The 26,048-nt window shown below is 58.3% G+C and carries 19 protein-coding genes; 7 read left to right on the top strand and 12 right to left on the bottom strand.

Translation table 11 applies throughout. The annotated features are described in order from the left end of the window. Nucleotides 1-255: 255 nt before the first annotated feature. From SINAR_RS0101995 to SINAR_RS0101975, 5 genes are all read left to right on the top strand, one after another. Nucleotides 256-1,497 carry a capsular polysaccharide export protein, LipB/KpsS family gene (locus tag SINAR_RS0101995; protein WP_084617152.1) on the top strand — a complete coding sequence of 414 codons (1,242 nt, stop codon included), beginning with the start codon at nucleotides 256-258 and terminating at the stop codon, nucleotides 1,495-1,497. A 5-nt stretch (nucleotides 1,498-1,502) separates the two neighbouring features. Further along, nucleotides 1,503-2,273 (top strand): ABC transporter permease, encoded by a 771-nt coding sequence (locus tag SINAR_RS0101990; RefSeq protein WP_027997481.1) that lies wholly within the window; start codon nucleotides 1,503-1,505, stop codon nucleotides 2,271-2,273. Beyond that, nucleotides 2,270-2,929: an ABC transporter ATP-binding protein gene (locus SINAR_RS0101985; protein ID WP_027997480.1), complete on the top strand. Its 660-nt coding sequence runs from the start codon at nucleotides 2,270-2,272 to the stop codon at nucleotides 2,927-2,929. The genes SINAR_RS0101990 and SINAR_RS0101985 overlap by 4 nt, the downstream gene beginning before the upstream one ends. After that, entirely contained in the window at nucleotides 2,929-4,266 is a 1,338-nt protein-coding gene (locus SINAR_RS0101980; protein WP_027997479.1) for a KpsE/RkpR family capsule polysaccharide export protein, read from the top strand. Before SINAR_RS0101985 ends, SINAR_RS0101980 begins: the two co-directional genes overlap by 1 nt. A 271-nt stretch (nucleotides 4,267-4,537) precedes the next feature. After that, nucleotides 4,538-5,875, top strand: a complete 1,338-nt coding sequence (locus tag SINAR_RS0101975; RefSeq protein WP_027997478.1) for a right-handed parallel beta-helix repeat-containing protein — start codon at nucleotides 4,538-4,540, stop codon at nucleotides 5,873-5,875. A 578-nt stretch (nucleotides 5,876-6,453) separates the two neighbouring features. Here SINAR_RS0101975 and SINAR_RS0101970 read toward each other — a convergent pair. Continuing rightward, nucleotides 6,454-7,527, bottom strand: a complete 1,074-nt coding sequence (locus SINAR_RS0101970; protein ID WP_027997477.1) for a calcium-binding protein — start codon at nucleotides 7,525-7,527, stop codon at nucleotides 6,454-6,456. Between the two features lie 1,381 nt (nucleotides 7,528-8,908). Between SINAR_RS0101970 and SINAR_RS0101960 the strand changes: the two genes are divergently transcribed. Further along, entirely contained in the window at nucleotides 8,909-10,828 is a 1,920-nt protein-coding gene (locus tag SINAR_RS0101960; RefSeq protein ID WP_027997475.1) for a polysaccharide pyruvyl transferase family protein, read from the top strand. Nucleotides 10,829-11,035: 207 nt separating this feature from the next. Here the strand turns inward: SINAR_RS0101960 and SINAR_RS0101955 are convergent, their stop codons facing one another. The 11 genes from SINAR_RS0101955 to SINAR_RS0101905 all read right to left on the bottom strand — a co-directional run bounded on the left by SINAR_RS0101955 (nucleotide 11,036) and on the right by SINAR_RS0101905 (nucleotide 24,781). Further along, entirely contained in the window at nucleotides 11,036-13,840 is a 2,805-nt protein-coding gene (locus SINAR_RS0101955; protein WP_027997474.1) for a glycosyltransferase family 4 protein, read from the bottom strand. 112 nt (nucleotides 13,841-13,952) lie between these two features. Then, entirely contained in the window at nucleotides 13,953-15,143 is a 1,191-nt protein-coding gene (gene glf, locus SINAR_RS01000000132955) for a UDP-galactopyranose mutase (RefSeq protein ID WP_050577414.1), read from the bottom strand. A gap of 163 nt (nucleotides 15,144-15,306) precedes the next feature. Next, a complete protein-coding gene (locus SINAR_RS0101945) occupies nucleotides 15,307-16,548 on the bottom strand; it encodes a DUF6716 putative glycosyltransferase (RefSeq protein WP_027997473.1) in 1,242 nt (413 codons plus the stop codon). A gap of 4 nt (nucleotides 16,549-16,552) precedes the next feature. Next, nucleotides 16,553-17,722 (bottom strand): acylneuraminate cytidylyltransferase, encoded by a 1,170-nt coding sequence (locus tag SINAR_RS0101940; protein ID WP_027997472.1) that lies wholly within the window; start codon nucleotides 17,720-17,722, stop codon nucleotides 16,553-16,555. After that, nucleotides 17,723-18,661 (bottom strand): N-acetylneuraminate synthase family protein, encoded by a 939-nt coding sequence (locus SINAR_RS0101935; RefSeq protein ID WP_027997471.1) that lies wholly within the window; start codon nucleotides 18,659-18,661, stop codon nucleotides 17,723-17,725. Between the two features lie 202 nt (nucleotides 18,662-18,863). Then, complete coding sequence (locus tag SINAR_RS01000000132950; protein ID WP_050577413.1) at nucleotides 18,864-19,907, bottom strand: capsular polysaccharide export protein, LipB/KpsS family; 1,044 nt, start codon at nucleotides 19,905-19,907, stop codon at nucleotides 18,864-18,866. After that, entirely contained in the window at nucleotides 19,904-20,680 is a 777-nt protein-coding gene (locus SINAR_RS0101925) for an ABC transporter permease (RefSeq protein WP_027997470.1), read from the bottom strand. Before SINAR_RS0101925 ends, SINAR_RS01000000132950 begins: the two co-directional genes overlap by 4 nt. A gap of 343 nt (nucleotides 20,681-21,023) precedes the next feature. Continuing rightward, complete coding sequence (locus SINAR_RS0101920) at nucleotides 21,024-21,833, bottom strand: 3-methyl-2-oxobutanoate hydroxymethyltransferase (RefSeq protein WP_027997469.1); 810 nt, start codon at nucleotides 21,831-21,833, stop codon at nucleotides 21,024-21,026. A gap of 43 nt (nucleotides 21,834-21,876) precedes the next feature. Continuing rightward, nucleotides 21,877-23,103 carry an NAD(P)/FAD-dependent oxidoreductase gene (locus SINAR_RS0101915; RefSeq protein ID WP_027997468.1) on the bottom strand — a complete coding sequence of 409 codons (1,227 nt, stop codon included), beginning with the start codon at nucleotides 23,101-23,103 and terminating at the stop codon, nucleotides 21,877-21,879. Between the two features lie 226 nt (nucleotides 23,104-23,329). Then, complete coding sequence (locus SINAR_RS0101910; protein WP_010975439.1) at nucleotides 23,330-23,647, bottom strand: MocE family 2Fe-2S type ferredoxin; 318 nt, start codon at nucleotides 23,645-23,647, stop codon at nucleotides 23,330-23,332. A 42-nt stretch (nucleotides 23,648-23,689) separates the two neighbouring features. Further along, the gene (locus tag SINAR_RS0101905) at nucleotides 23,690-24,781 is read right to left on the bottom strand and encodes a fatty acid desaturase family protein (protein WP_027997467.1); all 1,092 of its coding nucleotides are present in this window, start codon (nucleotides 24,779-24,781) and stop codon (nucleotides 23,690-23,692) included. Nucleotides 24,782-24,986: 205 nt separating this feature from the next. On the opposite strand from SINAR_RS0101905, the gene SINAR_RS0101900 reads away from it, so the two are divergent. Further along, nucleotides 24,987-26,018 carry a LacI family DNA-binding transcriptional regulator gene (locus tag SINAR_RS0101900; RefSeq protein WP_027997466.1) on the top strand — a complete coding sequence of 344 codons (1,032 nt, stop codon included), beginning with the start codon at nucleotides 24,987-24,989 and terminating at the stop codon, nucleotides 26,016-26,018. The last annotated feature ends 30 nt before the right edge of the window (nucleotides 26,019-26,048 follow it).

The raw sequence follows: 26,048 nt of genomic DNA, 5'->3' as shown, positions 1-26,048 counted from the left end.
TATTTGAATACTTAATTCACATATAGGTGAGTTTGACAAGCCGCCAGCGCGCCGCATCCGCAACACGGGCTCGGGAAATGCAGCTGCCCGCCCGCGTCAACGACGCCAAAGGGCTGGCGATATCGGGGCCGGACATGTAGAAGACGCGCTGGCGCCGTCGACAGGCGTCCGGAACGGCGGACAACGGGAAATGCGATGAAACCTCACGCCGGCGAGGGCTCACGGGAGAGGGATTTCGATGACGGCGCTGCGCCTATGCGGCCCCGGACGACCTTTGCCGTCAATATCATCGGATGGAAGAGAGAGTCTTTCGAGCGATATTTTCCCGACAGGCACTTCCGCTTCCTCCCCATGAATCTCGGCGAGCGCGAATTCGAGCGCGTCTGGAAGCCGCGGATCCTGGCCGAGCACGACCCCGAAATTCTCGCCTGGGGCCCGGAGCTTCCGGGCGCAGTGGAGGCGCTGGCAAAAGCGCGGAACATTCCCGTCACCTTCATCGAGGACGGCTTCCTTCGCTCGGCCCGTCCGAGCGCCAGTCGCACGCCTCCCCTCTCCCTGGCGCTCGACGGCAGGGCGCTTTATTTCGACTGCCGCCATCCCTCCGACCTCGAAGTGCTGCTGAAGACCTACGACTTCGATGCGGACGCGGCCCTGGCGGAGCGGGCGCGCGCCGGCATCGCGCTTCTCACCGAAAGCGGCATCAGCAAATATAACGGCGCGCGCCGGCGCACCGCCGAGGAGGTCTATGGCGAGAAGACGCGCAGGCGGGTGCTGGTCGTCGGCCAGGTGGAGGACGACGCTTCGATCCGCTACGGCTGTCTTACCCGCATGACCAACAACGACCTGGTGCGGCTCGCGGCCTCGGAGCAGGCGGACGCCCAGATCCTCTACAAGCCGCATCCGGACGTGCTGAGCCGCGCCCGCCCGGCAAGGTCCGACCCCGCCGAAGTGGCGCATCTTTGCGAGCTGGTGACCGAGAGTCTGCCGCTGGCCGAGGCGCTGCGCACCGTCGACCACGTCTATACGATCACCTCGCTTGCGGGCTTCGAGGCGCTCATTCGCGGCATTCCAGTCACCACGGCCGGCTGTCCCTTCTATTCCGGATGGGGACTGACGGACGACCGCCAGCCGAACCCGCGCCGCGGCCGGCGCCTGAGCATCGAAGCGCTTTTCGCCGGCGCCTATCTGCTTTATCCTCGCTACTTCGATCCTGATACAGGAGCGCAGACCTCATTCGAAGCGACCGTGACCGCGATCAGAAGACAGCTCGACGAGCCGCAGGGCCTTCGCCCGCGCCGGCCGCAATGGCGCGCCTGGGGCCCTTACGGCCTTCTCGGCTGGCGCCATCTGCTGACCGCCTTCGTCACACCGGCGATCCGCAGGATCGGCAGTGACCGCGATGTCGAAGACTTCAGGTCCGACCCGATCCGCTTCTTCCGTAACCTGTCCGAGCGGAAATACCGCATCATCGGCCGCATCCTCTATCCGTTCGGTTGACTGACATGGGCTATCTCACCACCCATTTCCGCGTCGTCGGCGCCCTTCTGGTCCGCGAAATGGCGACGCGATTCGGCTCCAAGCCCGGCGGCTATGTCTGGGCGCTGCTCGACCCGGCGGCCCATATCCTGCTGATGACGGTCATCTTCCGGGCGATCGCCCGAGCGCCGGCGCTCGGCACGAGCTTCGCGTTGTTCTTCGCGACAGGCTATATCGCCTTCCAGTTCTACCAGGCGATGACGGGCTACCTGAACGCCGCGGTCAAGGCCAACAAGGCGCTGCTCAGCTACCCGAATGTCGCGCCGATCGACACGATCGTCGCCCGCTTCATCCTGCAGATGGGCACGACCTCCCTCGTCGCCTTCATCGTGCTCGGCACGATCGTCGCCAGCATGCGGGTCGACACGGATATCCACTGGCCCTCGATTCTCGAGGCGATCGGGCTCGCCTGTCTCTTCGGCCTGGGCGTGGCCATGGTCAATTGCGTGCTGTTTCTAAAATATCCGCTCTACGAGCAGGTCTTCGGCATCGTCAACCGACCGCTCTTCCTGATCTCAGGCGTCTTCTTCCTGCCCGATTCGATCCCCGCGCCATATCGCGATCTCGTGCTCATCAATCCGCTCGTCCACATCGTTATGGGCTTCCGCCAGGGCTTCTATCCGGAGTATCGCGCAGTGGGCCTTAACATGAACTATGTCTACGGAATCGCATTTCTGACATTGTTTGCCGGAATGTTGATCTTCACCCTTTCCAGAAAGACGCTGAGAAACGAATGATCCGGTTCGAGCAGGCGACGAAATACGCCCGCACCAAGGGCATCAAGAAGCCGATCATCGAGGATGCATCGCTGACGCTGAACCGCGGCAAGAGCGTCGGCCTTCTCGGCCGCAACGGCGCCGGAAAATCGACGCTGCTGCGGCTGATCGCCGGCGCCATCAAGCTCGACAAGGGCCGAATCATCCGCCGCGGCAAGATCTCCTGGCCGCTCGGCTTTGCCGGCAGCTTTCAGCCTTCGATGACGGGCGAACAGAATGTGCGTTTCGTCGCCCGGATCTACGGCGTTGATTCGGAGAAATTGATCGCCTATGTCGAGGATTTTGCCGAGCTCGGCCCTTTTTTCAAGGCGCCGGTCGGCACCTATTCCTCCGGCATGAAAGCGCGTCTCGCCTTCGGCTTGAGCATGGGCGTCAACTTCGACTATTATCTGGTCGACGAAATCACCGCCGTTGGTGACTCAAATTTTAAGAAAAAGTGCCAAGCTGTCTTCGAGACCAGGCTACAGGATTCTGACGTGGTCATGGTCTCGCACAGCACCGGGACGATCCGCGATTATTGCGATTGCGGCGTGGTGCTGGAAAAAGGCAAGATGACCTATTATGAGAATGTCGAAGACGCGATCCGCGCGCACGACAAGAATATGAGGGAAAATTAATGGCAGTCAGGAACGACGCGGCGGTGAACGGAGCCGACTCCGCTCAAGCTGATAAAATAGCCGCGGCTGCCAAGGGCGATGCCAAAAGCAAGGGAATTGCCATATTAGAGGGCTTGCTCGCACGAGAGAGCGCCCCCGTCATCCCGCTTCGCGAACGGCAGGACAGAATCTTGCCGGCCAACAAGCCCGACTTCAGGCCAAAATGGCTGACGAAACTGGCGTTTCGTCACACTATCATCGCGGCATCTTTCCTCGGTCTCGTCGCTCTGCCGGCGACTCTCGCCTCGCTCTACATGGCGTTCATCGCCGCCGACCAGTATCACAGCACGGCCTCCTTCGCCGTCCGCAGCATCGAAGGCGGCGTTTCCAGCGACATCCTCGGCATGTTCACCCAGGCTTCCGGCGGCAGCACCGTTTCGGACAGTTATATCCTGATGGACTATATCCTGAGCGAGCGTATGGCCGCCGACGCGGACCGGCGTTTCAAGCTGGAAGAGGTCTACGCCACCCGCGGGCTCGACTATTTCTACGGCATCGGCTCCGACCTTCCGATCGAGGACAAGCTTGCCTATTGGCGCGATATGGTGAAGGTCAGTTTCGACCATGCCTCCGGCATTATGCAGGTGACCGTCAAGGCCTTCGAGCCGAAACAGGCGCAGGAGATTGCGCAATTCATCGTCGATCAGAGCGACAGCCTCGTGAACAGCCTCTCACTTTCGGCGCGCAATGACGTCCTGCGCGGCGCGCAGGACGAGGTGCTAGCCGGCGAAGCGCGGCTTTCGAAGGCTCGCGCGGGGCTGCGCGAGTATCGTGACAAGTCCCAGGAAATCAGCCCGGAAGAAGGCGCGAAGCTTGCGGTTCAGCTGATCGGCAGCCTGGAAGGAGAGCTGACGAAGCTCAACGCCGATCTCGCCACCGCGAAAAGCCAGATGAGCGAGGACACGCCGCGTATCCGCGTACTCAAGGCCCGCATCGAAAGCCTGGAACAGCAGCTTGCCGTGGAGCGGCAGCGTTTGGGTGCAGGCGAAAAGGGCACGTCGGCTGCTGACGATCCAAACGCCCCGGACGTCGCTGGCCGGATCGCTGAGTTCGAGGAATTGGAGACTGAACGCGAATTCGCCGAGCGTGCCTATACGGCGGCGTTGGGCTCGCTTGAGAAGGCCCGTATCGACGCGAACAATCGCCAGCGGTATCTCGCTCTTTTCATAGAGCCTACGCTATCGCAGATGGCGCAATATCCCGCTCGGTTGTTGAACTCCCTTTTATTGGCGCTCGGTCTGCTGTTTGCCTGGGGAATCGGCGTGATGAGTTATTACAACATTCGGGACCGGGCCTAAGTACCTCGATTGATCGTTCAATCTGAACGTTGGTGGCAATTGCAATGTTGCGCTTCGGAGCGCGGACACTCGCAAGCTCTTCAACCCCGGATTCGACGGTGGAATCCATCGGACATCCAAGGCTCGATCAAACCGCAGCCACCGAATGCCAGTCTCGGCGCCGGACCCCGTGAGTTCGAGACGGATTGCCAATGAGTACGAACGCTTCGTAGCCGGTCCATCACGGGGACTGGTGTCTGTGAGGGAACGCTTCGGGGTGTTATAACGTGTTATGGTAAAACATCTCGGAAGGCGTTATTTCCTGCAAAGATTTTTGACGGCGGGGGCGGCGCTCCCGTTGATAGCTTCAGCCCAAGACCTGTCAGGGGAAGGCCCCGATCAACCGGTTGAGCAGCTCAACCTCACCTACATTAAAGACTACGGTTCGGACGCGATCTCGCTTCGAAAATTCCGCAAAACCCGTGTTGACCCTTCGAATTGGTCCAGCACGCTGCAAGCTGCGGCCGATAGCGGTGAACCCACCATCCGAGTGCACGCTGATGCACCGGTCACCTTTGCCGATCAGTGGTCCATTAATGAGGACGGACAAAAATGGGTTGGCGATGGTGAAGACAACAGCTCATTGCTTAAGCGGACAACCATTGTGGACGAGGCGGCCATAGTTGTCCGGGGGGAGCGCAATGGTATGCGAAATATCGGCATTCAATGCGACAGTTTTGCAGGAATGAGTGAGGCAAATATTGGAGTGCATTTGATCAAGCCAGACGGCGGCCGCGCTGATCAAGACTTCACGTTTCGTGATGGGTATGTTTCCGGATTTTACTACCTTGCGAAGAACCGGGGGCGAGGATGTTCATTTATCGGTTCACTTTTGACCAGAGCACGATACTGCATCGACTTTGATTGGCCTGCCGAGGCCGACTATGTCAAAGGCGGCGGAGATAACGCGAGCAGTGCCACTGGCTTTCGCCGCCTGCTCGTGGACGGATGCGAGTTCCACGCTATCCAGGTCGCGGGCGTTCGCAACAGAGGTGCTAACGCAAGCAATGCTCATCTGATTGTCCGCAACTGCTATTCGAACATTGGGGACGGCATTTTCGTCGGGTCCCTTGGTGACGGTTCTGTCATTGAAAACTGTACAGTCACGCATGCAAACACCATCGCATTCCAGATAGATGGCGGCGCTAACTACACTATACGCAATAATAGCGTGAGCGGCACGCGCGCAACAATCCGAAGCGTAGAACCGATGAGCTTCATGACGATGACCGGGCACAACAGAGGTTTCGTCATTAACGGCTTTCACGGAACGTATTGTCGAGGTCATGGCATCGACCTGCACAGCGGTGATTTCCAGGGAGTCATTCGCAACGTTGATTTGCAAGAAATCGGGTCAGCAGGCGCTTTAACTTACAGTGGTGTAAATGTGGTTGGAACTGGCGCGGACACCGAAATTCTTGCTGATGGGGTGAGCCTGCGGAATGCTTTTTCGGGACAGGCAATCATAAACATGGCAACTGTTGGCTCAGTTCTTAAGTTTCACGGTATCGTCCCGCTCGGAGCACCAACACCTGCAACTGGTGGCGCCGGTACAAGAACGGCGGTTTAGTCTCGCAATCGCGGTCACTAGGGATTACCAAAAGCTCCTCTGAATCCGCGAACCTGATTGACGCTCACCCTCTCCCAAGTCACTCACCAGCCATGAGGCTTCCCTCCGGCGGGCACCGCCTTGCGGAGTTCCGTGTCTCCCGCGAGTCTGCGCACTCAAGAGTGGACTTAAGAGTGCATTGTCCGATTCATGGACATACAGTTTTGCTGACGGGACCAGAGCGGCGTCGGCGACGGTCGTTGCGAGATGAAAGATCGCGCGCGGATACTGGCGGAGGCTTTCGCGCCGGGCGTGGAGGTTTCCGAAGTCGCACGCCGCTTCGAGGACCTACGTTGGCTGAACGGTCCCGACTTGCCGCTACGGTACCGTTTGCCCATAAAGAATTACAGTTCTCCCTTCCACTCCCTATAAGGGTAGGTATTCTGCCCAATGGAAAATGGAAAAACCGCCGAAGCTGGACTATTTTGAAAAGGTCTCCTCTCCCAATCACGAGAGAGGAGATGCCCGGTGTTTAAGCGATCGTATTCAAAAGCGCTACATCAATGGTAGCGATTAAGCGTTCTTCAATGACGGCCAATTTAAAGTAGAAAATAGTCCTTCGTCAGCGCCACAGCACCGTCGAGATGGATCGCCAAGTCCGCCTTCTTGTCCCCGTTCACGTCCGCATAGACGTAGGTGTCGGACGCTTGCTTCACATAGCGGAGCTCTCCGGCCTTCCCCTGAAAGGCTGTGGTACCAATAAAGGTGAACGCTTGGTTGCCCGAGGCATTCACATTGGCGTCGATCGTGGCGAGATCAATCCTGTCGCCGCCACTCGGCGCAAAATCGAAGATTGTGTCGACCTGGGATCCAGCGGAATCAGACACGGCTTTGAAGATGAACCGATCGGCACCGATCCCGCCCCAAAGTCGATCAGCGCCAGCGCCACCAACGAGTGCATCATTGCCACCCGCGCCAGCGATAGAATCGTTGCCATTACCTCCTGTGATGACGTTTCCAGCCGAATTGCCGTAAAGGCGATCGCTGTAACCCGTGCCGAATAGATGCTCGATCGAAACGTAGTAGTCACCAGAGGCGTCATTGGTGTTTGCATAGCGATTGGCAAGATTGGCCACCACCCCGGACCGAGAGGTCGCATACGATGCAGTGTCGCTACCCTCCCCGCCATCTATATAGTCACGCCCGGCTCCGCCTATGATCGTATCCTTACCATCGTAGCCGTAGAGCAAATCGTTTCCACCGTTGCCGTTGACCACGTCATTACCATTGAAGCCTGCGAGGGCGTCCGCGAGATTACCACCGACAAGCGTGTCGTTACCGTTCAGGGCATTGAAAATGACTTGCTCATCGTCGCCGGCATACCAAGTATCTGCTGCCGCGACAATATCAGCGACAGCAATGTTACCGCCCTGGAAGATTACAAGCTGCTGACCGTTGTAATAGCCGGCATACGAGGTGATGATGCCGGCATAAGGTACTCCATAAGCATCGTATTGAATCCCCGTACCACGGAATTCTTCGCTTGTGCCATCTGAATAGTTGATCCGGAACAGGGTCGATGTCCCAACATAGGACGTCCCGTAGTAGAGCTGGCTGAAATCGAAGCTCCATTGATCAAAGCCATAGTTTGATGCGACCGTTAATCTTGCCATTGTCTGCTCCAGTGTGCACTGATCGCCGTGTATAGAGCACTTGTAAGTTGCAGGCAATGCGCTTCTCATCGTCCTCGCCATCCCGTTAGGAGTAAGAGCGAGTGCTTTAGATGTGCCGTAAGCGCGTAGACTACCCCACGTAATTTCAAGACCGCTGAGCGCGCGTTCTGAGCATGAGTTATGCGGAGAAACCGATGAGCGACAATGTGAATCATCATTCGAGGACCTGACAGCCGAGCCGGCGCAGTCTCGACGCAAGCCACGCCACTGGTCGGAGAGAACGCGCGGTTTGTCGCGGAGGCGCTCTCGCCCTGGTGCCAATATATTGGCGATTTGTGCGGTCTCAGGAACTGGACCCGTCGCAACTCTATACGTAGCACAGTAAGGCGCTTCCATTGACGGAGGAACCGAGCGCGCCACTCAAGTTTACGCGATGCGCCTGCCGCTAACGATGAACAGGTTTCCGTGCTCTCGAGGAGGTTGACTGACCTTTCGGAAATCCAGAGCGAACTCGGCAGTGCCGCCGGGTACAAGCCGAAGCGGGCAGGCCCATCAGCGATTTCAGACCGTCAACACTTGTTCGAGGGACAGCAAACTGCTTATGGTAATGTCGCATGCTTCAGAACGAGTACCGATCCAAACTGTAAAGAACGACTTGATGGCTGTTATTGATGTTATCAGAGACCTTGAGGAGGCGCAGGAGCCAAGCCGCAAGTTGGATGTAGCCTTGGCGATGCTGATTGGCTACAAACGGAAAGTCGAAAACGTCAGGGACCCAAATTCTGGGGAGCAGACGAGGCGCGTTCTCTGGTTGCACCCCGGCGGTCAAGATCCCGGTCGCGTACCACGCTATACCGCCGTGATTGATGACGCATGCGCATTTGCCCAGATGGTAGCGCCAGACCTTGCCGGGGGTGTGAGTTGGGACAGTCGCGGTGGCTACGCAAAAATTGGTGACGGGCCGTATTGCTCTGCCGCTAGCCCAGCAATCGCCCTCTGTATAGCAGCTTTGAAAATACTACAATCTGGAGATACTGACGGCTAATTGAGGTCGCCAACCAGACGATCGCGCACGCTTGGTCAACACGGCTCCCAAACCGTGAACCCCGCTCGCCTGTCTTCGCGATCGCACAAACACCGCACTTCAAACAAACCGGCGTGTAGATCGTAAAAGCCTAGGCAGGAGCGATATGGACCAAATACGGAACTGCGTCCAGCAAAGCCTTTCTGCACAGCGGCACTTCCAACTCCGACTAAGGTTGTGCATATACGCTAAAGTGAGGGTTCATCGTGAGGATTCCAACGAGTGCTAGCAAAGACTAAAAACACTCTTCCGCCCTGGATCAGTTCTGAGCTTCGGTTCGGAGAGCGACTCGACGAGATGATTGTCGTGCTCTCTCAGAAGAAAAGCTTTGCCTTCTACAAGACTGAGTTTCACTCCACCGTCCTGCATCTCGCAGACCAAAAAGACACATATTTCACCCTCGGAGCCGCTGAGACTTCAGGCGCTATCGTAGCGATTGCGGCGGAACTTGCCGTAGCACGAGTGCTTTTTATTGGGTGTTCAAAGGGTGGCTTTGGCGCCCTGCTGATGGCAGCACTATGCTCGACCAAGGACAGACACCGGCGGTATTCAAGTCTGTGCTTTGGGCCGCAGACGCGAATCTTCCCTGAGAATCCACGGGTGCGCTTTCCAAGCTACAAGAAGTTGCTGGAGGTGGCATCGGCCGATAGGAGCATCGCAGAGGATTTAGCTCGCTATGGTGATGTAACACACGTCCCCTCAACCACGAGCGCGACCATCATCTTTGGCAATCTTAACGCGAACGACCGGTCAGAAGCAGAGAGCGTGTCCGGCGAGAGCGTTTCGCTAGTCCGGCTTCCGCTGCAAACACACTCAGTCGTCCTACCATTCTTAGTTGACAACACAGACAAAGCCGCTGTGTCCGATGTAGTCGATAGTCTGACGCGTGCAGCGGGGAAGCAAGCGGATCTTCAAAGCTCCATGCGATCGAATGCAATCGTGGACGAAATATTGATGCTGCCCCGAACAAAAAGTCTAGCTGCGCTATGTCAGGAGGCGATTTCCGGCGCTTCCGGTCTCCGGGTCTTTAACCAAGAGGCACAAGGACTTGATACACCGGGCGGAAAGGGCTCGTCGACCTGTGCAGACACGTCTCGGACCGCCCGGGTGGACATTGGAAAAGGACGAGCAATGAAGAAGGCCCTATGGGTTACGTGTGGCGTTCGTGGTAATGCCGGAGATGCCCTTCTATACCAGGTTACTCGGAAGTTGTTCGATGGTCTTGTGGACCTCGATTTTCGCTTCGTGCACGAACCAGTCTACATCCGCGACGGACAAGACGCGCCAGATAACGTAATCATCGGTCCCGGCGGGATGTTCGTCCAAACGAATTCATCCAGACACCTGCACCAGAAAATCGCCAAGCAGTGGGATCAATTCCAGAACTCCAAGTTCTTTCTTTGGTCGACGGGGATCCTCGCGAAACCAACCGATGAAGAACTCAATGCAGTGCGCCGGGTCACAGCACGCGCGCCGAAGATTATTGTTCGCGCAACACGGGAAGCCGACTTTATCCGCGGGGTGGACCCCTCGACTGAACCCGAGTGGTCTCCCTGCGTATCACTTTTCACTGACACTCTGCTCGACATCAAGCCGCGAAAACGCGACCTCGTAGTGGTGAACCTCGACGAGTTCCTCTTCAACGAGGCGAACTTCCAAGACCACCCCCTTCGACGATTCAAGGCCTATGCCGAGGCCGAAGGCCTGGAAGTGCGCTCAATGATCAATGCTGCCGGTGACTCAAATCGGATGCTGCTGGAGCTGTTTCCACCCATTGAAATTGACATGCCTTATTTCGGTGATCTGCTGCAGGCGGAACTTACGGGGAAGGAGTTCAATTACGAATTTAACGAGGCACTGTCGAAGCACCCGTCATTCGGTGAGCGATACTGCGATAGCCGCTTTGCGTTCGGGAAGCGCTTGCACGGCTGGTTGCCGTTCCTCGCTTTCGACACGCCTGCTGCGTTCATCGGAATGCCTGAGCGGCGCGGGATGCCGGTGGACTATTTTGGGTCGAACGAATTCCTCTGCAACGTACCACGCAATCCAAAAATGACGCGGGGACAACTAGACGACATGGCAAATGCTATGATCGGCAAACTTAATTTCTTCATCCATAACGAGGATCGCCTAGTCGCCTCGATTGCGGAAAAGCGCGCGGTGCTCGGCGACAAACTGCGTGCCCAGGCTGCGGAGTTCGCCGCCACCCTCACCTAAATACTGGCCTTGCCCCGTGGTGCGCAGCCGAAATGGCTCCGCACCACAACGCGCCCCTACCGCGCAGATGACAGCAACCCAAAACCGCTGGTGCGAACTCAAAGCTGGATAAAACTTGGGGGCAAGGTCACTTATTCTATCCAGATAGCTAGCCGACCCATCCCACCAAATCCCTTTTCCTGCTGCTGCGTGAAGGGCGCGCCTCACCTAGGCGCAGAGTTTTTCAATCAAGTCGAAATTCTGCTTTTTGAAATTCTGGATGGAGAAACACCGATTGAAGACCTCGACATTAAGCTCTTTCAATCGCGAAATATTCTCAACTCCAAAGACCTCATTGTTGGGAAACTTCATATCCTCAGCAAAGAGGACGTTGCCTTCCTTATTGAAGTCTACGTTCCCGCCAATTCTCGAAAGCACAATCGCGCACTTGTTTTTCATCGCCTCGAGCGTGGCAAAATCGAAAATCGAAATTCTGTGGAGCATGATGTAAACGTCAGATGCGTGCAGCACGTTCATCACTTGCTTGTGTGGGATCTTCGGAAGGTACGTAAACTCGAACTTCTCGTACCCATCGGCGAGTTTGTTCGCTCGCAGAAGAAGCTCTTCCCGCATGACACCATCTCCGATGCAAATCCACCGGACGGGCGTTTTCGCATGCGGAAGCATTCTGTCAAAGAAATCCAAGACTTGGTCTTGGCCTTTTGCCAACGTCAACGTCCCAATGCTCGTGAAGGTAATGCCATCGAAGGCTGGCAAACTTCTTCCGATTGAAAGGTCGGGACGCGCGGCCCCAGGGAGAATAGTGTTGTAGACACTTGGGCCGACGCAAACTTCGTCGCGGTTGCATCCCCTGAATTCGTCGTCGAAGTACATGTCTCTAGCGCCATCACTCGGGAACACCACATATTTTGCTCCCTTCATAGCCACGCCTTCAATTGCCTTCAACTTCTCAATAAATGCTGGCGACAGCTCATGGCCGAAGTTCCGCATCTGCGTGACGAACGACCCTTGGAAATGCCAATCAAGTACATAACTCCTGCCGGCTAAAGCAAGACCATACGCACAACCCAAGTCATGGGCAAAAAAGTGCGCGTACTCGCCAGTCTTACACTGATCGAGCGCAAAACTCCCTCCGCTGACGATGTCGGCATACCAGTCCGTATAAGACTTACTCCCTCGAAAATTGTACTTGATCAAACGATCGTCGAAGTATGGACCCAATACCGCCTTTTGCAGCGCCAACACTCCGCCCGGCCCCCCTGTAGCACCCTTGTTGGGGCGGTAGGCCAAGGCCGAAATATGCTTTCCCGGCACGTTAGCTTTTCTTATCGCCGTCGCCTGCCGTTGTAATCGTCGCAATGAACGGTCAAAGAGCACGTTGAACAACCAACCACAACGCTTATTTCGGATGTCGAACGTTGCTTTTTTTTGTGCCCACTTCAGAAGGTTGTAGTAGGACAGCGGATGAAAAGGATGTGTCAGCACCGAGAGCAGTCGATACTCCAAGGCTTTGCTGTACTCGGATTTTCTCTCCCAAAGCTTGGCGTAGCCAAAGAGTGCTTCTACCGACAATGGCCTTGCGCGGGCGATCCTGAAGACATCAGCCTCCTTATCAGGAATAGTGGGGTTGAGCTTACGCGACACAGGGCTTACAAGCTTAGAAATTAGAATTCGGTACGCCTCCAGCCGGCCAGGATGCAACAGTAATCCTTGCCACGCCGACTTCATTGCGCGGGTGTAATTCTGTTCCCTGAGAGCGTGGGCCAATCTGAGCTTAGAGTTGAACGGGTTTCTCTGAATCTTTTCTTCGATAGTTCGGAGAGTCAGTTTGGTCAGGCTCTGTATATCGTTGCCAGGCCGCTTGGGGGCGTAAATCCTCTTCAGGAGGTGGTGCTGAGGAGGAAAGGACCTGAACACCTCAGCCGCAACTTCCGCAGGACTATCACCGTTCTCTTCCAATCTCGCTAGCAGCGACCGCAGCGTCGGAACGACCACAGCGCAAAAGTTGCGTGCGTTGCCGAAATCGCCATTCCCAGGCAAAAGTTTCTCCAGATCGTACTCGTCAATTGTGAAGGCTGGGATTTGATAGAGGGCGGGTATGCTTACCAGCGCGGATGAAGCATACGAGACCGCAGCGCACCAGTGGTGGGAAGAAGCAATTCTTTCCACCGGTACATTCGGTGCGTCGATTATATGAAACTGCTGACCGGCAAATGCCTCTTCCAGGAGTTCGCTGATAACGCCCGTATCTCGCGGGTGCTTTACAAAATGAACCGAGAATCCAAACAGTAGAAGCGACGAAATTGAAGCAAGATAATGCTCTAACAGCTGGTCGACTGACATGTCGGCCCGTGCGAATTGACCTATAAACAAGACCTTATTCGGGTCGTGGGGCTCTGCAACCCTCAATCCCTCAGCTGCAATTCGGTCAATGGCCTCTTTGACGTAGGTGACCTCAGGGATGATCACAGGCACACCATGAGCGTCAAAATCGAAGAGTGGCTGCAGTCCCATGAAATTAAAGCTAACGTATCCTTGAAGCCTGGATAGAAAGTACCTTTCCCTGTCGTTTAATTTCAGTTTGCTGTGGTGTCTAAAATACGAATTGAGCCCCTCTTCGATGCAATACGCACTCGCTTTAGCGTAAACCTCCATCAGCAAACGAGACTTCGGGGAGAAAAGATGTGGCACAATGATTTCGTCGTATTCCTCGTCTCCAAGAATCTCCAACAGCAGGCGTGTGCACTCTGCATCCGATTTTTCTTTTAGGTCTCCAAAGGTAAAGTTCTCTGGCGTGGAGTTTTCGTAAATGCAGTAGTTGATGCAGTGAACCCCGGAGAAGTCCCAAAACTTGCTGCAAAACTCATTGAAGGAGTCGAGATAGGACTGGTCGCACACATGGGACATGTGCACGAGAGTATCGTCGTAGTGATGGAGGTCACCACGGCTCTTCAAATACGCGACAGTCAGGATCGTTGACCATTTCCCGGTGGCGAGAATCAGACGCTTCATACTTCAGTTCCCTAAGACGAGCAAAATCGACCTGCAGTTGCATGTCCGCTACGCGGTCATCGGTGAGCGGCACACCTATTTGCAGCTTTGACTTTCTGCAAGTGCGAGGAAATCACACCTTTGCGCAGAACGGTTCCATTTTGGAACCCGCATCTAAATGGCGCAGGTACCTTTCGGCTGTATCCAAAGCCTCTCGAATCGTCACATCCATGTCCAGGTAGCGGTATGTACCAAGACGGCCGACAAACGTGACATTCGATTCTCGAGCAGCGCGATCGATATATCTGCCGAGAAGTGACTTCTCTTCCGCCATGCGGATTGGGTAGTACGGTATATCCTGAGCCCCGCAAGATCGTGAATACTCGCGATAGCAGACACTCTGTTCATGCGTCTCCCAAGGCGAAAAATGCTTGTGTTCTGTAATCCGAGTGTAGGGAACATCAACATCAGCATAGTTCATCACCGCGCAGCCCTGATAATCGCCGTCGTAGCGAAAAAGCTCGAAATCAAGAGTGCGGTAACCCAAGCGCCCGAGCTCATATTCAAAATAACCGTCGAGAGGACCGGAGTAGAAAATATGATCAAAGGCCGGAGCGTCAGAGTGCCGAAAGCGGCGGTTAAGCATGAGCGTAATTCTCTCGTGCCGCAGAATTTTTTCAACCATATGGGTATAGCCGTGTCGCGGCATCCCCTGGAAGCGATGAAAGAAATAGTTATCGTCGTAATTAAAACGGACAGGGAGCCTTTTCAAAATGCTCGCAGGAAGATCCTTTGGCTCACAACCCCATTGCTTAACCGTATAACCCTTCAGGAATGCCTCGTAGAGATCGCGACCGACGAACCGTAGGGCTTGCTCTTCGAACGTTTTTGGCTCCTCGATCGACCGGTCAGCCAGAGTTTCGATGAATTCTCTCGCTTCATCCGGCCTCAGCACCTTTCCAAAAAACTGATTTATGGTGTGAAGATTAATCGGCAACAGATACACACTGCCCCCAGAGGTCGTCTTCACTCGATTCACGAACGGAACAAACTCTTCGAAACTATTCACATAGTTCCAAACTTCTTGATCATCCGTGTGGAAAATGTGGGGCCCGTATACGTGCATCATCACGCCAGACCCGGCATCCCTTTCTGTGTGACAATTCCCGGCGATGTGATTGCGTTCATCGATGATGGTGACATCGTGCCCCGCCTCTGCAAGCTTTCGACCAATCACCGAACCGGAAAGACCAGCGCCAACCATCAGAATTTTTTTTGTCACTCTCGACCTCTCAAAAGACGAAAATCCCCGCCCCCCTAACATCGATCGGCATCAAAAGCGAGTTCAGAGGCTGTTGATTTGTCACCCGATGTGGCATTTGAAGGATCTTCTTTCGGAACTGGATGGCCTCCAAGGCGCGCAGTCGTCCCTGTCACATCGTGCCCTCGGACGCCAATCGCCGTGCATCGAATCTATTGCACAGATCCTATTCTCTCCCAAAAAGCGCTGACTTGGCGAGTTTTCGTGCCAGTCTGTGGAGCACCATCTGTGCTCCTTTCGCCTGCCGGCCCGCCGCTGCTCGACTGAGAACGTTAGATGGGCCGTTTCGCCGCACGAGATACTCCCGTAGTTCCGGCGACATTTCAGCACGCAACGGCCTTTGAACCAACGGCAGGCGTTCAAGTCGCGCGAGACCCACAGCCTCGGCAATTAGCTCGTCGATTGTCCGATTGGGGTCACCCACATACCGCGAGCGCCACTTGGCGTTTGGCTTCTCCTGAAACGGAAATTCAAGCTCGGCAAACGTCCTGATCAACCCAGAACCGTAGAAATATTGAAGTCCGTAGTCATCATACGCCCCGAAGTCGCCGATGATCGCTGTCGGAATGTCTGCATGGATGGCCTCGGCGGCAACAGTCGAGCAAACGGTAAGGCAGTGGGAAGCTCCCGAGAGGAGCGTCGAGGCTTTTTCTGAAGTCAGTGACAAGTTGCCCGGCCAGCCGCCTTGACGCTTGGCGGCAGCCTTGAGCAGTGATTCGACCGGATATCCCGAGCGGTGCAATGTCGCGTCGTTGCCCGTCGTGCGCGGCTTAATTACGAAATCGGTTCGCGGGAAGCGCTTCGCCAAGAAAATAAGCTGTTCGGCCAGAAACTCGCGCTCGGCTTCGTTGCGCGGGATTACCGCCTGCTCAAAGAAGACGACGGGACCGGTTTCCGTTGTCAGCTGTCTGCTCACTGGTTCCAGAAGCGCACCAACGCCAAAGACGCGCGCATTGCTGCCGTCAACGTCGAAGGCACTGCACATTGTCTGGTAGGCCTCCACATCGGCTTCGCAGTTCAGCCAGAGCAGGTCACTTGCGGTGCGCATCGAAAAACCGTCATAGGCATAGCGCAGTACCAGCCCCGGATAGGCGGAAATCACCAAGGGCCGCTTGCTGCCGAGCGGGATCAGATGGTGCATCAGACGGCGCGTGGAAAGGCCTTCCAAACAGGAAAGCACGATGTCATAGGCGGCAATCTCGCCGGAGCCGCAAAATGACTCGATATCGATCCAGCAAACCTTTGCCCCAAGGCCACTACGCTGCACCTGGCTGTCACTGATTTGCTTATGACGCCGCGCCTGGACAAGCGCGAATTCCACCTCGCAGCCCTCGCGCTCGAAATGCGGCGCGATCAGGCGCGCGATGTTGAGAAAGGAATCGTAGGAGGCGAGCGCCAACACGCGCATTGGTTCAGCCAATCAGATCGTTCGAGACCAGATACTCGCTCAGTTCCCGCAGAGCGCCGTTGCCGCCGGACCTCTGCAGCACCATCGTGGAGATCGCCTTCGCTTCCGGATGGGCATCCGAAGGGGCGAAGCTCATACCACACACCTTCATGCAGTCGAGATCATTGATGTCGTTCCCGACATAAGCAATCTCCGCCCATTCCAGCCGCTGCTCCGTACGCCAAGCGTCAAGCGCCGGAAGCTTGTCGCGAATATGGTGCAGCACGTCCATCTGGAGCTTTGCTGCACGCATCTTGACCACCGGGTTTTGCTCGCGGGAAAGGATAAGCATTTTGAGGCCGCGATGCCTTAGCATTTCAATGCCCATGCCGTCGCTGCGGCTGCAACGTACGGCCTCGCTGCCGTCCTGGTTGACGATCACGCGATCGTCCGTATGCACGCCATCAAAATCCGTGATAAGCGCCTTGATCCTTTTAAGCTGGGGCAAGCGGTGCGGGTCCCGCAGGCGGGCATAGGCCTCGGCAACCGTCCAGTCTTCTGCGGTGTCGACCTCGATCGGCGGCATCTCTACGGGCACAAGCACCGTCTTGCCGCAGAAACGATTCCCTTGCGCCAGGAACTCCGGAACACGCATCGCATAGATTGCGCCGGTCTCCCGGTAGCGCGGCGTCATATCCTGCCGGCGCTGGCGAGGTTTCGTATGATCATGGGTAATGCCGGCCGCCGTACCGTCATCCGCAATCTGCCAAATGAAGCCGTGGTCCTCGATCGCACTGAAAGCGCTTGCTGCCTCTTCCTCAAGGAGCTTCGACACCACGGCGTCGATCTGCTCCGATGTGGTGAAGGGCGACGTGCACTGGAGGAAGACGAGAACGTCGGGCATCTTGCCCTTTATTCTCTCAACCTCATGAAGTGTGTGAATCAGCGCCGACTCCGAGCTGGCGGTCGGGCCGGAGATTTCGGCGGGACGGCTGATGCCTGTGGCGCCAAAAGACGCGGCGACTCCGAGAATCTCCGAGGAATCCGACGATACGTAGACATCCGATACGAATGCCGAGTTGACGGCTGCAAGTACAGCGCGCCCCACTAGAGGCACGCCGTTCAAAGGCTTGATGTTCTTGCCGGGGAGACCAACGGAACCTCCCCGAGCAGGAATGACGGCGATAACCTTCATTTAGGAAACTTGCCTGATCTGAGCACCGTGCTTTTCTTCGCGCCACTTCAGCTTGTCGCGTTGGACGAGTTCGACGTCCAGCATTTCCTTGTCTTTGTAGGCGACAGCCTGGCGGACGTTCTTGAGGTCCCGGCACAGGCGGCGCAGGCCATCGGGCTCCAGGCTCGCCGCGTGGTCGGTTCCCTTCCAGGTACGGTCGAGCGTGAAGTGACGCTCGACATATTCGAACTCGCCCTTGCCGTAGATGTTGCGGCCGATGATGCCGGCCGTCATTGCCGCGACATCGGCAGCGATGCCGAGGTGGTGGCCGGAGAAGCCGATGGACTTGACCTTATCGCCATACCGCTCCTGCAAACGATTGATCTCGAGCACGCAAATGTCTGGGAAAGCAACCGGATATCCCGAAGTGCAGGCATAAAGCACGAGGTCCTTTGCACGACCGCGCTCTTCATAGAATTTCACGAGACGGTCCGTCTCGTCATGCGTGGTCATGCCGGTCGAAACATGGATTTCACCGTCATAATTTTTGCAGAGGAAATCCTGGAGGATATAGTGCTGGTTCGTGGCCGAAGGCAGTTTGATAAGGTTCGGCTTCAGCGCTGCGATTTCCTGGGCAGAAGTCAGGTCCCACACGGAGGTCGAATAATCGATCCCCATCGCCCGGCACTCCTCCTGCAGTTCCTTATGCTGGCCGACCGAAAACTCCAGAAACTCGCGGTGTTCGCCATAGGTCTTGCCGTAGGAATTTGCAGGCACCGGATGCGGGCGGTCATATTCTTCCGGCGTCAGCAGCTCGCGGTTGTGCCGCTTTTGGAACTTCGCAACATGCGCTCCGCAAACCTTGGCCGCCACCCGGATCAATTCCTTGGCAGTATCCATGCTGCCCATGTGGTTGCAGCCGATTTCGGCGATAACCTTGATTTCCTTGGTTTCAGTCATAAATGCTTCCCTCTTTATCGACGTCACACCCGTCGACATCAATCGGAGGAGCGCTTCATCGCACCCCAGTTCCAGACACCCGCACAATCTCAGGTGTCAAAATGCTCCGGCTGTCCTTAGACATTCCTTTCCGCAAAGGCAATCGACCAAGTAGGCGAAATTGGGAGCAAGCGTCGCAATTGGCCGCCAGTCACCAAGGGTTCTACGTCCCTGTTGCAGGCGTGCGACAGCACACGTCTTGGCTTAGCTCCGAGATTACCGATTCCAAGCTCGTGGAACCACCAGTCGCCGGATCGAAGTAGCGCGAGCGCAACAGATACGCCGCCGAAAAAACGGCGGGCACCGTGAGCCTCCTCACCCGCCGCGCGCACTTCTGGCGGTCATCCGTCACACCCCAACCGGCATAAAACGGCATCCCATAACACGTCACCAGAATGCCGCGGAGCAGTGCCTCGAAGCCCATCAGCGAGGTTATCGTGTAGACGTGGTCGATCCCCTCCAAAGCGTCGGCGGGCGCGATATCCTCTTTCAATATCTCGCAAATGTCCGCCACCTCGGCCGGATTCGACACACCCGTGCGGGTACCGTGCAGAACTTCCGGATGCGGCTTGTAGATGATCTGCGCATCCGGATTTTCCACCGCGGCGAGGCGCACGACATCGTTGTTGGTCACCGGCCGGTCACAGCCGAAAGCGATCGAGGCGTCGGTTTCCACCTGTCCGATCACCAGCACGCGACGCCTCGTTTTAGGTCCAAACAGGATGTCGAGGCTCACGCGCTTGCCTAGGTTGTACTTGCTGACGCGCAGATCGAGCAGCATGCGGATGCACCTGTCCGCGCGCTCCATCAGCGCCTTGTCGGCGGCGAAGTCATAAGTCTGCAGCGTCAGTTCCAGGTCCGAGGGACTGCGCGCATCGTAATGCAGCGTCCGGGAGTCGATGATAAGCGAGGCCGGTGGCGATCTCTGGGCCCCGAGCGAGACGGAACGGACGAATCCGTCCTCGACGTGATAGAAGGGAATGCCGAAGCGGCGGCAGAACGATTTCAGGAACGGCGGATATTTGGAGCCCCAGACATAGACTTCAGGGCTGCGGCAGAGAAGCAGTCGAAGCGGCCAACCCTGGAGAAGCATGTCGCGTGGCTTGCGGCTCACCACCCTGCAGTCCCGGTCGGGAAACCAGCGGGGAACGTAGTCTTTCCAAGGCTTGAAGCCGAAGAAGATTGCCGGCCGGCGCGAGCCGCTCAAAGTCTGTCCTCCCGTATCTCCCGCGTCGAGGTTGTCAGCAGCAGCAGCCCTGCCACAAAACAGACGAGCGCGAATTCGATCACATAGCCCTTGTCCAGCAAATCGGCTCGGTACTCCGGGTAGATACTTTCTCGGAACCACATGATGACATGCACCAGAGGGTTGTGGAGGAGGAAATCGCGGAAGGGGTTCGGCAGCGATTCCGGCAGGAAGAAGACGCCTGATATCATGAAGAGCGGCCGGTTGACGATGCCGAAGATCTGTTCGTAAAGCGGGAAACGGGCGAACATCACGATGTTGATCGTCCCGATGCCGAGACCCAGCAGGGCGGCGGCGCCGGCGGCCTCGATCATGCCGGCGATGTTCATCGGCTGGCTGACGCCGCCGAGTTCGAGGATCATCATCAGGATGAGGATCGTCACCAGCGTATCGGTCATCAGCTGCAGGATGAAGCGCGAGACGATCGCATCGAAGGGGGTGACGATGGGGTAGGAGAAAAGCGCCCTGTTGGCCTTCACCGTGCCGGCCATGAAGCCGGACATGCGCTGATAGAAGGCGAAGGGCAGATAGCCGCTGGCGAAGAACAGCGGAAAGCTCAGGCCGAGCGCCGGCATCCTGGCGATCGCCTGGAAGATCAGCGTCATCAGTGCGACATGGGCCACCGGGTCGAAGATCGCCCAGAGATAGCCCCCCGGCTTCGAGCCGAAGCGCGTGGACATTTCGCGCACGATGAGCGCCGCCGTCACTCGCAGATGCTGCTGGATGAGATTCACGTCCGACCTCAAGTGTACTGCCATGGATGAGTGATGCTGCCCCTCATCCGCCTGCCGGCACCTTCTCCCCGCGGGCGGGGAGAAGGGACTCGCGGCATGCTTCCAGTCCCCTCGCCCCGCCTGCGGGCAGAGATTGGGGTAAGGGGCGGCGCCCGCATCTTGCCGCCATATTCCACAAACCGTTCTTGCTGGCAAATCTTTGGCGCTCTGCCTCACCAGACAAAAAAGACCGCCTCGATCCTATTCGATCAAGGCGGCCAGGCGGCCCCACTGGGAGGTGAGCTCGTCTTGCGCTTGCCGAGCCTGGCGCGAGGTGCGGGCGGAAAGCCGCGCGCGCCTTTCCTCATCCCGCACTTTGCCCGTCTTCGAGTTCGCTCAGGAAAGCGCTCAACTCCTTCTCCTCAATACCGACAAGATGGCCTTTTTCCGGATAGGCGCCGGAACGGACGTCGAAAGCGAATTCGGAAAAGGCGGCGATGCGCTCCTGCTGCAGGCGGTCATATTCGGCGGCAAAGTTGCGATAGGTCTTGGCGTGCCGCGGATAATGGCCACGGTGGGCGCCGAGCACGTCCTCGGCGAAGAGATATTGCGCGTCGCAGCCCGTCCCCGCCCCCATCGACAGCATCAGCATCGAGCTGCGCGCGCTGATCGCGGCGGCGACTTCGCCGGGCACCACCTCGATCTCGGCGGCAAAGGCGCCCGCCTCTTCCAGCGCCTTGGTCTGGCGCCAGATCTCGAGCGCGCCTGCGGCCGTCTTGCCGACGGCGCGAAAGCCGCCGGTCCAGGTGGCCTTGGAAGGGATCAGCCCGACATGGCCGCAGACGGGAATGCCCTCCTCGCGCATGCGCCGCACGGTCGAAAGGCTGGCGGCGCAGTAGACCGCGTCGCCGCCCGCCTTCAGCGCCTGAAAGGCGGCGCGGATATAATCGTCGGCGGTGACATGGTCGCCATATTCGAGGCCGGGAAAGGCGAAGACGGAAGGGGCCGCCTCGCGAAATTCGGGGCCGAGCAGCGCCGGCGGGACGGAGACGAGGTCGATGCGCGCCTTCTCCGCGGCCTCGGCCTCTTCCAGCGTCACGACCCGGAGCATGGTGAGCTGCCGCTTTCCTTTCATCGACAGGAGATCGGCAACGGTCGGGCGGCGGTGTCTCATCGGTTTCTCCGGCAGAGCGCTTTCAGGAAAGCTCTGCGGCGGTTCAGGCCGCCAGCAGCTTCTTGAGTCTGGTTTCGGGTGAGGCAAGCGCCAGCGGATCCGGTATTGCGCCTGCGGCGATCAGCATTTCGGCAAGGCGGATATCGCGGGCGACGGCATTGCCGGGGCCGATGCCGCTTGCGGCGATCAGCCGTCCCCCGCCGTCCAGGTGAAAGAGAATGAAGGCCCCCTCCTCCATGTCGCGCCGGACGGTCGTTTCCGCGCCCTCGGCAAGCCCCGCGATCTGCAGCGTGAACTCGTATTGATCCGACCAGAACCACGGCACGCTGGCCACGGTTTCTCCCGCGCCCATCAGATTGGCCGCGGCAAGCGCGCCCTGGTCCTGGGCATTGCGCCAGGCCTCCAGCCGCACCCGCCGGCCGCCGTAATGCGGCAGAGGGAAGGAGCAGCAGTCGCCGGCGGCGTAGATGTCGGGGTCCGAGGTGCAGAGCCTCTCGTCGACGGCAATGCCGTTTTCGATCGCAAGCCCCGCCGCCTCCGCAAGTTCGGTGTTCGGCACCGCGCCGATGCCGACGACGATCAGATCGGCCTCGATGCTGTGGCCGCCGGAGAGCATCAGACGTGCGCCGTCGCCGCCCTCCTCGATCGCCGCGATCTGCGCGCCGCAGATGATCTCCACCCCTTCGCGCCTGTGCCGCTCGGCGACGACGGCGGCAACCTCCTCCGGCACCCCGCGGGAGAGAACGCGCGTCTGGCCTTCGACAAGCACGACTTCGGCGCCGAGCCTGCGCGCGGTGGCGGCAAGCTCGAGACCGATGAAGCCGCCGCCGACGACGGCGAGCCTTGCACCTGATGTAAGGGCAGCGCGGATCGCAAGCGCGTCGGCATGCGTTCTGAGCATGCGGATACGCCCGGCACTCTCCGGCACGCCCGGGAAGGCGCGCGGCCGGGCACCGGTGGCAAGAAGCAGGCGGTCATAATCGAGGGATCGTCCGTCCGAGAGCGTGACGGCTTTCCGCGCGCGGTCGATGCTTCCAGCCGTCGCGCCGGTCAGGACCGCAATCCGCGCTTCATCATAGCGCTCGGCGCTGGCTACGAATTTCGGCAGCGAGGCCTCTGCGAGGCCGTCCTTCGAAAGCGGCGGCCGCTCATAGGGAAGGTGCGGCTCGGCGCCGATCAGCGTGATCTCGCCGCCGAAGCCCTTTTCCCGGAGGGCAAAAGCCGCCCGCGCGCCGCATTCGCCGGCGCCGACGATAAGGATATGGGTCATGCTCTCTCCTCCCATTCTGCCTCTTCCCGCGGGAGCATTTCGCCCCACCGGAATCATGCCCCTCATCCGCCTGCCGGCACCTTCTCCCCGTCCATACGGGGAGAAGGGACAAGCCGAGGGCGCTGACGTTTCCCTCTTCGCGAGCCGCGAGTCCCCTTCTCCCCGCCTGCGGGGAGAAGGTGCCGGCAGGCGGATGAGGGGCAACCCCGCCGGGCGCTCAACCCCCCTAGGAAAGCCCGATGAACACGCTCCCCGCCTCCACCTTGACCGGATAGGTCCTGAGGTTGACGCAGACGGGGGCGCCCCTGGCCTGGCCGGTCTTGTAGTTGAAGCGGCCGTTATGTTTCGGACATTCGATGATGTCGCCCATCACCAGGCCGTCGGCGAGGTGGATCTGCTCGTGCGTGCAGAGCCCGTCGGTCGCGAAATATTCGTCGTCCGGGCTGCGATAGACGGCAAAGGTGCGTCCCTCGTGATCGAAACGGACGACGTCTTCCTCGTCGATCTCTTCGGCCGCACAAACCTCCACCCAGTTCGAGCTCATTTCTTCCTCCATTCGATGGTTGCTGCGATCGCCCGCGCCGCCTCACTCCGCGGCAGGGACGAGCCGGTCGTTGTGGAACTCTTCGCGATAGGGCTTTGCCGTCGGCGGCAATTCGCGCTTCAGGAAGTAATCCTCGTTGCGCAGCTGCCGCAGGAATGCCGGGATCATTTCGCGGTAGCCGTCGAGGATCGAAGGATTGGCCGCCGGCAGGTCGTGCCTGATCATGGCGTGCAGCCTCGGCAGCGCGTGATAGGGCACCATCGGGAACATGTGGTGCTCCACGTGGTAGTTCATGTTCCAGTAGATGAAGCGGCTCACCGGATTCATGTAGACAGTGCGGCTGTTCAGCCGATGGTCAGTCACGTTGTCGGCAAGGCCGCCATGCTGCAGCAGCCCGGTCAGCACGTGATGCCAGGCGCCGTAAAGCCGCGGCAGGCCGATGAGCATCAAGGGCAGGATCGAGCCGAGATAGAGCGCAAACCCGATCGTCGCCAGATAGATGGCGAGCCAGATGCGGGCGACGCGGATGGCCTTCGGCTGCTCCATTTCCGGAATGAAAGTCTTCTCCGCGGCGCTGATCACGCCGAAGGCGTTCCTGACCATGTCGATCATGGCATGCCAGACGTCGATGATGCCGAAGAAATTGAGGACGAGACGCAGGAGGTCCGGCGGCCGCATGACGGCGATTTCCGGGTCGCGGCCGACGATGACGGTGTCGGTATGATGGCGGGTATGGCTCCAGCGCCAGGTGACCGGATTGCGCATGATCATGAAGCAGGCGATCTGGTAGACGGCGTCGTTCATCCACATCGTCTTGAAAGCCGTGCCATGGCCGCATTCGTGCCAGCGGCTATCGGAAGCGGAACCGTAGAGGACGCCATAGGCGAGAAAGAAGGGAGCCGCCCACCAGCTGCCCCAGAAAAAGACGCCGAGGCCGCCGAGAAGAACCATGCTGCCGAGCCAGATGGCCGTGTCGCGGATGGCGGGGCCGTCCTCCCGCTTCATCAGCTCCTTCATCTGCTTGCGCGGAATGTCGGTGTGATACCATTCGGCCGCGGCCAGGCCGCTTGCAACCGCCGCCTCGGCATCGCGGCCGAGCAGGCTGTAATCGCGCTTCGTCGCAACTGTCGTCATCCCTGCCTCCCCTGCAGCGGACGCCTCATAGACGCCAAAGCCGCTGCAGCCTTTTGAACCGGCGCCACTCCCGATCGGCGCCTCCATTCGATGAAGTGAGGATAGGTTGACTTTTGACGGTTCTCAATGCAGTCATGATATATTCTCTCAAATCCTATCAGCATCACAGCCTCAACGATGAGGGAATAGTTTCAGGGGAGGAGACATGACGAAGAGGCCGACGATCGCGGATCTCGCCCGCGCCTCCGGCGTCAGCGTCGCAACTGTCGACCGGGTGCTGAACGGCCGCCATCCCGTGCGCGAGGAAACGGCGCGCCGCGTCTATGATGCGGCGAAAACGATCGGCTATCACGCCGTCGGCCTGCTGCGCCAACGGGTCTTCGAGGACCTGCCGCAATACCGGCTCGGCTTTCTTCTGCAGAAGCCCGAGCAGTCGTTCTACAAGGCGCTGGCAAAGGAGATCGGGAATGCGGCGCTTTCGGTGACGCATGTCCGCGCCAACGCGCAGGTGGATTTCGTCGCAAGCTCGACGCCCACGGCGATCGTCGAAAAACTGAAGGCGGTTGCCGCGCGCAATCAGGCGATCGCGCTGGTATCGCCCGATTATCCGGCCGTGACCGCGGCAATCGAAGAACTCAAGGAACGCGGCATCCCCGTTTTCGCCCTGCTTTCGGATTTCGCGGCGGGCGTGCGCGAAGGCTATGTCGGGTTGAACAACCAGAAAGTCGGCAGGACGGCTGCCTGGATGATCGCCAAGGCGGCCAAGCGGCCGGGAAAGGTCGCCGCCTTCGTCGGCAGCCACCGCTTCCACGGGCACGAACTGCGCGAGATCGGCTTTCGCTCCTATTTTCGCGAGAACGCACCCGATTTCGAAGTCCTCGACACGATGGTGAACCTCGACACGCCCGAGATCACCCACGAGGCGACGCTCGATCTCCTGCAGCGCCATCCGGATCTTTTAGGCTTCTACGTCTGCGGCGGCGGCATGGAAGGGGCCATCTCGGCGATCCGCGAGGAACAGCTCGGGGGCAGGCTGCTCGCCGTCGTCAACGAGCTGACGCCGGAATCGCGCGCAGCCCTTGCCGACGAAACGGTGCTGATGGCGATCTCGACGCCCGTTCCGGCTCTGGTCCGGGAAACGATAGATCTTATGATCGGTGCGATCGAACGGGGCGCGGCAAGCGTTCCCGGCCAGACATTCCTGCCCTTCGACATCTACACGCCGGAAAATATCTGACGCCCACCCGGCGAAAGACGTTTGCGAAAT

Source organism: Sinorhizobium arboris LMG 14919 (assembly GCF_000427465.1).
Classification (GTDB): Bacteria; Pseudomonadota; Alphaproteobacteria; order Rhizobiales; family Rhizobiaceae; genus Sinorhizobium; species Sinorhizobium arboris.
This window is presented reverse-complemented; position numbering and strand designations above follow the sequence as displayed.